Source organism: Cupriavidus cauae (assembly GCF_008632125.1).
Taxonomy (GTDB): Bacteria; Pseudomonadota; Gammaproteobacteria; order Burkholderiales; family Burkholderiaceae; genus Cupriavidus; species Cupriavidus cauae.
Map to the genome: position 1 here is coordinate 1 of NZ_VWRN01000062.1, position 749 is coordinate 749.

General features: G+C 76.8%; 1 protein-coding gene and 1 pseudogene. One reads left to right on the top strand and one right to left on the bottom strand.

Translation table 11 applies throughout. The features are described 5' to 3' along the window. A pseudogene (locus F1599_RS26340) lies at positions 1–428 on the bottom strand (ribonuclease E/G); the annotation flags it as partial. Positions 429–485: 57 nt separating this feature from the next. Between F1599_RS26340 and F1599_RS26345 the strand changes: the two are divergent. Continuing rightward, positions 486–749, top strand: a 264-nt coding sequence (locus F1599_RS26345) for a hypothetical protein (protein WP_223819824.1), incomplete at its 3' end; no start/stop codon positions are given.

The window sequence follows — 749 nt, forward strand, 5'->3', positions numbered from 1 at the left end:
CTGCCAGGCGCCAGTTCGGCGGCGATCACCGGAGCCGGGGCCGGCTGGGCCGGCACGGCCTGGGTCGGCATCGCGGCGGTCGGTGCGACGCCCGCGGTTTCGGCTTCGGCAGCCGCGACCGCGGCGACCGGCACCGGCGTGACGTCGGCAGCCTCGCTGGCCTCGGCCAGGGCCTGGCCGGTGGCCGGCATGGTGGCGATGGCGTTCTCGGCCTGGCCTTCCGCGCCTTCTGCGTCGGCGGTCTCGGACGTTTCGGTGGTGGCGCCTTCCTCGCGCTCGCGGCGATAGCGGTTGCGGCCACGGCGATTGCGGCGGCGGCGCTCCTCGCCCTCGCCGTTTTCGGCGGTATCGGCGGTTTCCGGCAGGTCGGCGCGGACGGCACCAGCCTCGTCGGTCAGTGCGGCCACCGGCAGCGGCTGGGTCGGCACGCCGGCTTCCAGGTCGGCCTGGTCGGCGTCGGCGGCGCGCGCCTCGCTGCGCTCACGTTGCCGGTCGCGCTGGCGCTCGCGGCGTTCCTGGTTGCGTTCGCGACGGTTTTCGCTGCGCTCGGTGCGCTCGCCACGTTCGCCTTGCACGGCGTCCGGCTGGCGGGCTTCGGCCTGCGCCGGCTGCGCCTCGCCCTGGCGCGGCTGGCGCGGCTGACGCTCGGCGCGATCGCCACGTTCGGCGCGCTCGCCGCGTTCCGCACGTTCCCCGCGTTCGGCACGCTCACCGCGCTCGGCGCCACGCTCGCCGCGTTCCGCACGCTG